Below are 6,000 nucleotides of genomic sequence, written 5' to 3'. Positions count from 1 at the left end.
CTTCGGCGAGGACTACCGGACGTCGAACGCCCTCGGCCACACAGGCTCGCTCCCCGACTGGTGGAACGAGCTCGACGCCGAGGCCGTGTCCGCCCGCTGCCTGGCCACGGTGCTGCGCCAGGTCAGGGACACCGGCTGGACGCATCACATCCCACGGCTGATGGTGCTCGGGAGCTACGCCCTCCAGCGCGGCTGGGATCCCGCCGCCGTGACCGACTGGTTCCACCGCTGCTTCGTCGACGGTTACGACTGGGTCATGCTGCCCAACGTCGTGGGCATGTCGCAGTACGCCGACGGAGGCAGAATGACGACGAAGCCGTACACGTCCGGCGGGGCGTACATCCACCGCATGAGCGACCTGTGCGGCCCCTGCGTCCACCGCCCGGACCGCAGGGTCGGGGAAGACGCCTGCCCCTTCACTGCGGGCTACTGGAGTTTCCTGCACCGCCACCGCGCCAGGCTCGCACACAACGCCCGCATGACCAGGGCTCTGCACGGCCTCGACCGGCTCGACGACCTCCCCGCCCTCCTGGAGCAGGAACGCACCCGTGAAGAACGGTCGGGAGGCGCACGCAATGACTGAGGACATTGTCCGGTCCTCTCCACGACCGCCCGTGTCCTGCATCCACGGCAGGCGCCTGAGCCGAAACAGGTGCGAAGGAGCACAAGCAGGGTCCCTCCCCATCACGAGGTGACAGGAGTCCGCGCTCCTCGCGAGGCTCCCGTTCCTCCCTCTCCCCCACAGAGGTGAGCAGTGAGTGCACACGCCATCGCGGCAGACGCTCTGACGGAGACAGCCGGCGTCTGGCAGACAGGACTCGCGCAGGTGATCGGTGGGCTCGTCCTCGTCGCCGTCATCATCGGCGCCTTCGTCCTCGGCATGCGGGTCAGGGACAAGGAACTGCCGCCGCCCGACCCGGAGACCCAGCCGCACCGTCCTCGGACGGACCGTCTCCCCGGCGAGATGTCCGAGTACCGACGCCCCGCGGAAGTACCCCGAACCGACGGTGAGCACCGGCTCACTCCGCATCCGCTCAGGGGAGGCGGCACCACCGGCTCCGAAACCTCTCCCGAACCTCCCAGCGAGGAACGTCGCAAGTGGGGCGGTATCTCCAGCGGCGGCTTCGGCAGCGGTGGAGTCGGCCACGGAGACTGACTCGGCCATGAGCATGTCGTCGGGCCCGGCCGACGGTGAGCTGTGCGGTCTCGCATACTGTGATCGGTATGCCTCGAACCTCTCCCTCCGTCGCCCTCGACACCCTGCTCGCCGGCAACCGACGCTTCGTCGACGGCACCCAGGAGCACCCCAACCAGGACGCCGCCCGCCGCGCGGAACTCGCACCCGGTCAAGAACCGTTCGCAGTCATCCTGGGCTGCTCCGACTCACGCCTTGCCGCCGAGATCATCTTCGATCAGGGTCTCGGCGACCTGTTCGTCGTACGGACCGCCGGCCACGTCCTCGGTGCCGAGGTCCTGGGCAGCGTCGAGTACGCCACGAGCGTGCTCGGCTGCCGACTCGTCGTCGTCCTGGGCCATGACTCGTGCGGCGCGGTCGCCGCGGCCCGCGCGGCCGTGGAGGACGGGATGCCGGCGCCGGGGTTCGTGCGGGACGTCGTGGAGCGCGTCACGCCCAGCATCCTCGCCGCCCGTGCCGCCGGGCTCACGGAGAGCAGCGACATCATCGACACCCACATCCGACACACCGCGACCCTCCTCACCGAGCGCTCGCGCGTTCTGGCCGAGCAGGTGGCGACGGGCGAGGTCGCCGTCGTGGGACTGGGCTACGACCTCGCCGAGGGACACGCCAGGCTCGTGACGGCCCATGGTGTCGCGGCTCCGAAGTAGCGGAGGAAACGCGCGGTCCGCTCGCGCGAGATCGGAGGCGCCCGTCCCCCGCACACGGTGGGACGGGCGCCCTGGTGCCCCGGTGTGTCCCTTCACTGTTCGTCGTCCAGGCCGATGGCGCGGCGTAGTTCGTCGGCCGCTTCCTGGCTCGTACCCTCGCGCTGCTCCAGCAGTGCTGCGGCGATCGAGTCCAGCTTGCGCTGGAGCGCGTGGGTGTCGCGCCGTTCGGTGTTCTTCAGCAGGGCGAGCAGCAGGAGGTTGACGGACGCCATGACGTCTCCGGCGAAGATCAGCCAGGACAGCGGTGCGTGCGCGAAGTGCAGGGCGACCGTGCCGAGCACCAGGAGTACGCACAGTCCGTAGAACAGCGGGGAGCTGGTGACGTTCGACGCCCGATCCGAGAACGCGGCGAACCGGTCGCGTCCTGGACCGCCCCGCTCGGCGGGATGATCTGTGGCCATGTCTCCCATGTTCCCCGGCCATGACCGATCAGCTGCGGATCACGGGCCGACGGGCGCGCCCTGGACGCCAGGTGGCCGGGCCGCCGGCCCGGCTGGGGGCGAGGGTCAGACGTGACGGCGCCGCCCGCCGCTGAGGAGGCGGTAGAGGGCGAGCACGATCATCGAGCCGATGATGGCCGCGATCCAGGTCGAGAGGTCGAAGAAGCCGTCGATCGAGTCGACGCCGAGTATCACCTTGCCGAGCCAGCCGCCGAGCAGACCGCCCGCCACGCCGATGAGGATCGTGACGATGACCCCGCCGGGGTCCCTGCCCGGCGTCAGGGCCTTGGCGATCATGCCGGCCAGCAGGCCGATGAGGATCCACGCGATGATTCCCATGGTGCGCCTCCAGTTCGTGGTTCTCTCGTGGTTCAAGTGGGTCTTGATAGCCGCCTGTTCCGATCCGGCACCGCCAAACCCTCTGTCTCGGCTGACGGGCGTGGCGCTCGATCCCGAGCGCTCGTACGCCGTGTCCAAGCAGCGCGGTCTGCTCGACCGGCTGGGTGACCTCTTCTCGGACGGACCCCGCGAGCGAGCAGGCCGTGAACACCCTGGCCGCCCAGCGGATGGCTCCTCCTCGGCCTCGGCTTCGAGCGGGTGACGGTCACCTGCGCATGAAGCGGGCCGCCCGCCCTCGCCACCGCGGGAGCGGTGCGCGAGGCACGGGCGGCCCGTTCGGCCGTCCCTAAGGGCGGGACCGGGGCCGGTCGGCCCAGCGGGTCACCCGCCTGCCAGCAGGCCCGCGCGCAGGCGCTTCACACTGCGGGAGAGCAGACGCGAGACATGCATCTGGGAACAGCCGAGGTGGTCCCCGATCTCGGCCTGGGTGAGTTCCTCGACGAACCTCAGATGGATGATCCGGCGGTCACGCTCGTCGAGGTCGGCGATGAGCGGGGCCAGCGAGTGGAAGTCGACCACGAGTTCCATCGCGGGGTCCTCGGCGCCGATGACGTCGGCCAGCGACGCGCCGCCCTCCTCGTCCTCGCCGCTGAGGGCCGCGTCGAGCGACGAGGAGTTGTAACCGTTGGAGGCCAGCCGCGCCTCCGTGACCTCCTCCTCGGTGAGGCACATCAGCTCGGCGAGCTCCTTGACCGTCGGCGTCCGGCCGAGTCGGGTGCTCAGCTCATCGGTCGCCTTGGCCAGTTCCACCCGCGCTTCCTGAAGCCGACGGGGGACGTGCACCGCCCAGGAGGTGTCGCGGAAGAACCTCTTGATCTCGCCGACGATGTAGGGGACGGCGAACGTGGTGAACTCGACCTCGCGCGAGATCTCGAACCGGTCGATCGCCTTGATCAGGCCGATCATGCCCACCTGGACGATGTCTTCCATCTCGTCGGCACGGTGGCGGAAGCGCCCCGCGGCGTAGCGCACCAGGCTCATGTTCATCTCGATGAGGGTGTTGCGCGCGTACTGGTACTCGTGCGTCCCCTCTTCGAGTACCGCGAGTTCCCGGAAGAAGACCTTCGACAGGGTCCGTGCGTCCCTGGGTGCGATCGCCGACGTGTCCGGGATCCTCGGCAGCGTTTCCGCCCCGACCTCAACTCCTGTGGCCGACATCGTGGTGACCGTCACACCGTTCCCCTTTCACGTGTATCCCGAACCGGGATGCGTGGCCCTGTGTGGGCTCGCCTACCCGGAGTTCGCCTCTCCATACAGCCTTCCTTCGCCTCGGTCTCCGCGCGGCGATCCGGACTGCGGTGGCGCCGCGGCGAGTTCGTGTGCGGCACGTCGGCGCGTAAGGCCGGGCCGTCAGGTTCCTCCTCCGGTCGCCGGGCAGACGGTACGTACGAAGCCGTCGCCCGAAGACGAGTAAGGAGAGTGCGGAGAGTCATGACACGCGATCCCTCGATGAGAGCCGTCGGTTGGGCGAGATCGCTGCCCGTCGGCAGCAGTGTGAAGACCGCCAGGGACTGGACGCGCGAGCACCTGGAGACCCTGGGCTGGGAACGGAACGCGCCCGAGGTGGCGGACGCCGTGGTACTGGCCGTCTCCGAGTTGGTCACCAACGCCCACGTCCACGCCCACAGCGACGCGCAGCTCATCCTCACCTGGGACGAGGAGTGCCTGCACGTCACCGTGCACGACGCGTCGCCCCGGGTGCCCGAGCAGCGCAGCCCCGACGACGGCGCCCTGGGCGGGCGCGGCCTGCTCCTGGTCGGCGCCCTCGCGCACGAGGTGCGGACCCACCCCTGCCCGCGGGGCAAGGACGTGACCGCCTGCTTCCGGCCGGGCGGGGACGATGCGCCGTGAGAGGGCGGGGCGACACGGGGCTGGGACATGAGCTCCTCCGGCTGGGCGGGCATTCGGGGCGGAACGTGCGTGTACGTCTGTGACACGTCCCGTCTCTGTTACCCCTCGCATCGACGCGGCGGATGTGCCGGAGGTGTCGGGATTCCGTGAAGGCCGCGAGCGCGGCACGGGAGGCCGGGACGCCTTCTCCGACAAGGGCGTTTCGACGCCGTGTTCACGGTCGGCCGGAGGGCCGTACTCGGGCGCGCACGCCCGGGTTTCACGTACCGACGAGTGGTCAGGCGGACAGGAGGACGTATCCCTACTCATGTGCCAGGAGGCTCACATGAACAGCTGGCGTGCGGCCGCGGCCTGCCAGGAGGTGGACCCCGACCTGTTCTTCCCCATCGGGGTGGGATCCCCCGCTCTCGCTCAGGCCGAGGAGGCGAAGGAGGTCTGCAGGCGCTGCCCGGTACGACAGCAGTGCCTGCGCTCCGCGATGACACAGACCCAGCAGCCCGCGGGGGTGTGGGGCGGCCTCACCGAGGCTGAGCGACGAGACCTCCGACGACGGTCGGGACGCCGGGCGGCCACGCGGCGGTGAACGGTGAGGAGCCGCTCGACCGTCCGGTCCGCCCTCCCCGTACAGCCGCGCCTCAGCTCACGAGCCGGCCCGCCGGTTCCGCCGTGACGGTGTGGTGCGAGCGGAGCGAGAAGCGCGCACGGACCCTTTTCCCGCCCGGGTCGGGCTCCACGGCCAGGCTCTCGCAGACCGCGACGACGATCTCGACGCCGTGCTGCCCGATGCGACGGGGGTCGGGTCCGCGGGGCACCGGGGCGGCGGCCTCGGGGTCGAAGACGGAGATGTCCAAGGTGTCCCGGCGCAGCTCGAGGAGCAAACGGCAGGGGCCCGCCGTGTGCCGTACCGCGTTGGTCACCAACTCGCTGACCACCAACTGCGCCAGTTCGACGCGCTCGTCCGCGATTCGCTCGCCGCGCACGGACGGCGCGGCCGCGAGGAAGTCCGCCGTGAAGGCACGTGCGGAGGCGATCGCATCGCCACGGGCGTCTTCATAGACGACGGCGGCGGACAGCAGAGGCTCCGGTGTCGCTCGCTCCGCGGTGATCGCTTCCGTCATGGCGGTGGTACTCCCCTCGTCCGAGCGGGTCGGAACGGCTGGGCATCTCTTTCACCGCTTTTCCCCGCTTCATGGATCCCACACCGATCCCGCACGGGATCACACCGGGGCGCGCCACGGCCGCCGCGGAGTCCGGGGAAGGCGAACGGTGGCTGTGGGCCCGACATCACGGAAGGAGCGGGTTGCCGCGTGCGGGAGATGCGGTCTGCGGGGCCCGCGTCGTGCCCGGCCGCCATGAGAGCCTCGCTCGCGATTCCACACGTGTACGACGACGTCGGCGGGCAACA

General features: G+C 70.2%; 8 protein-coding genes and 1 pseudogene. 5 read left to right on the top strand and 4 right to left on the bottom strand.

Annotated elements, in window-relative coordinates; genetic code table 11:
* The 3 genes and pseudogenes from AB0E14_RS17335 to AB0E14_RS17325 form a co-directional block, all read left to right on the top strand.
* A pseudogene (locus AB0E14_RS17335) lies at positions 1–583 on the top strand (cryptochrome/photolyase family protein); the annotation flags it as partial.
* A 171-nt stretch (positions 584–754) separates the two neighbouring features.
* On the top strand, positions 755–1,156 hold the full coding sequence (locus tag AB0E14_RS17330) for a DUF6479 family protein (RefSeq protein ID WP_362417938.1): 402 nt from the start codon (positions 755–757) through the stop codon (positions 1,154–1,156).
* 68 nt (positions 1,157–1,224) lie between these two features.
* Positions 1,225–1,845 (top strand): carbonic anhydrase, encoded by a 621-nt coding sequence (locus AB0E14_RS17325; protein WP_362417935.1) that lies wholly within the window; start codon positions 1,225–1,227, stop codon positions 1,843–1,845.
* Positions 1,846–1,937: 92 nt separating this feature from the next.
* Here AB0E14_RS17325 and AB0E14_RS17320 read toward each other — a convergent pair whose 3' ends face one another.
* The 3 genes from AB0E14_RS17320 to AB0E14_RS17310 form a co-directional block, all read right to left on the bottom strand.
* The gene (locus tag AB0E14_RS17320) at positions 1,938–2,306 is read right to left on the bottom strand and encodes a hypothetical protein (RefSeq protein WP_362417932.1); all 369 of its coding nucleotides are present in this window, start codon (positions 2,304–2,306) and stop codon (positions 1,938–1,940) included.
* A 105-nt stretch (positions 2,307–2,411) separates the two neighbouring features.
* Positions 2,412–2,684, bottom strand: coding sequence for a GlsB/YeaQ/YmgE family stress response membrane protein (locus tag AB0E14_RS17315; RefSeq protein WP_362417929.1), 273 nt, complete (start codon positions 2,682–2,684; stop codon positions 2,412–2,414).
* 381 nt (positions 2,685–3,065) lie between these two features.
* The gene (locus AB0E14_RS17310) at positions 3,066–3,917 is read right to left on the bottom strand and encodes an RNA polymerase sigma factor SigF (protein ID WP_362417926.1); all 852 of its coding nucleotides are present in this window, start codon (positions 3,915–3,917) and stop codon (positions 3,066–3,068) included.
* 258 nt (positions 3,918–4,175) lie between these two features.
* Between AB0E14_RS17310 and AB0E14_RS17305 the strand changes: the two genes are divergently transcribed.
* Both AB0E14_RS17305 and AB0E14_RS17300 read left to right on the top strand, forming a co-directional pair.
* Positions 4,176–4,595 (top strand): ATP-binding protein, encoded by a 420-nt coding sequence (locus tag AB0E14_RS17305; protein WP_362417923.1) that lies wholly within the window; start codon positions 4,176–4,178, stop codon positions 4,593–4,595.
* A gap of 325 nt (positions 4,596–4,920) precedes the next feature.
* A complete protein-coding gene (locus AB0E14_RS17300) occupies positions 4,921–5,178 on the top strand; it encodes a WhiB family transcriptional regulator (RefSeq protein WP_362417920.1) in 258 nt (85 codons plus the stop codon).
* Between the two features lie 52 nt (positions 5,179–5,230).
* On the opposite strand, the gene AB0E14_RS17295 is transcribed toward AB0E14_RS17300, so the two are convergent.
* Complete coding sequence (locus tag AB0E14_RS17295) at positions 5,231–5,713, bottom strand: ATP-binding protein (RefSeq protein WP_362417917.1); 483 nt, start codon at positions 5,711–5,713, stop codon at positions 5,231–5,233.
* Between the last annotated feature and the right edge of the window lie 287 nt (positions 5,714–6,000).

It is taken from the genome of Streptomyces sp. NPDC047981 (assembly GCF_040653315.1).
Taxonomy (GTDB): domain Bacteria; phylum Actinomycetota; class Actinomycetes; order Streptomycetales; family Streptomycetaceae; genus Streptomyces.
This window is presented reverse-complemented; position numbering and strand designations above follow the sequence as displayed.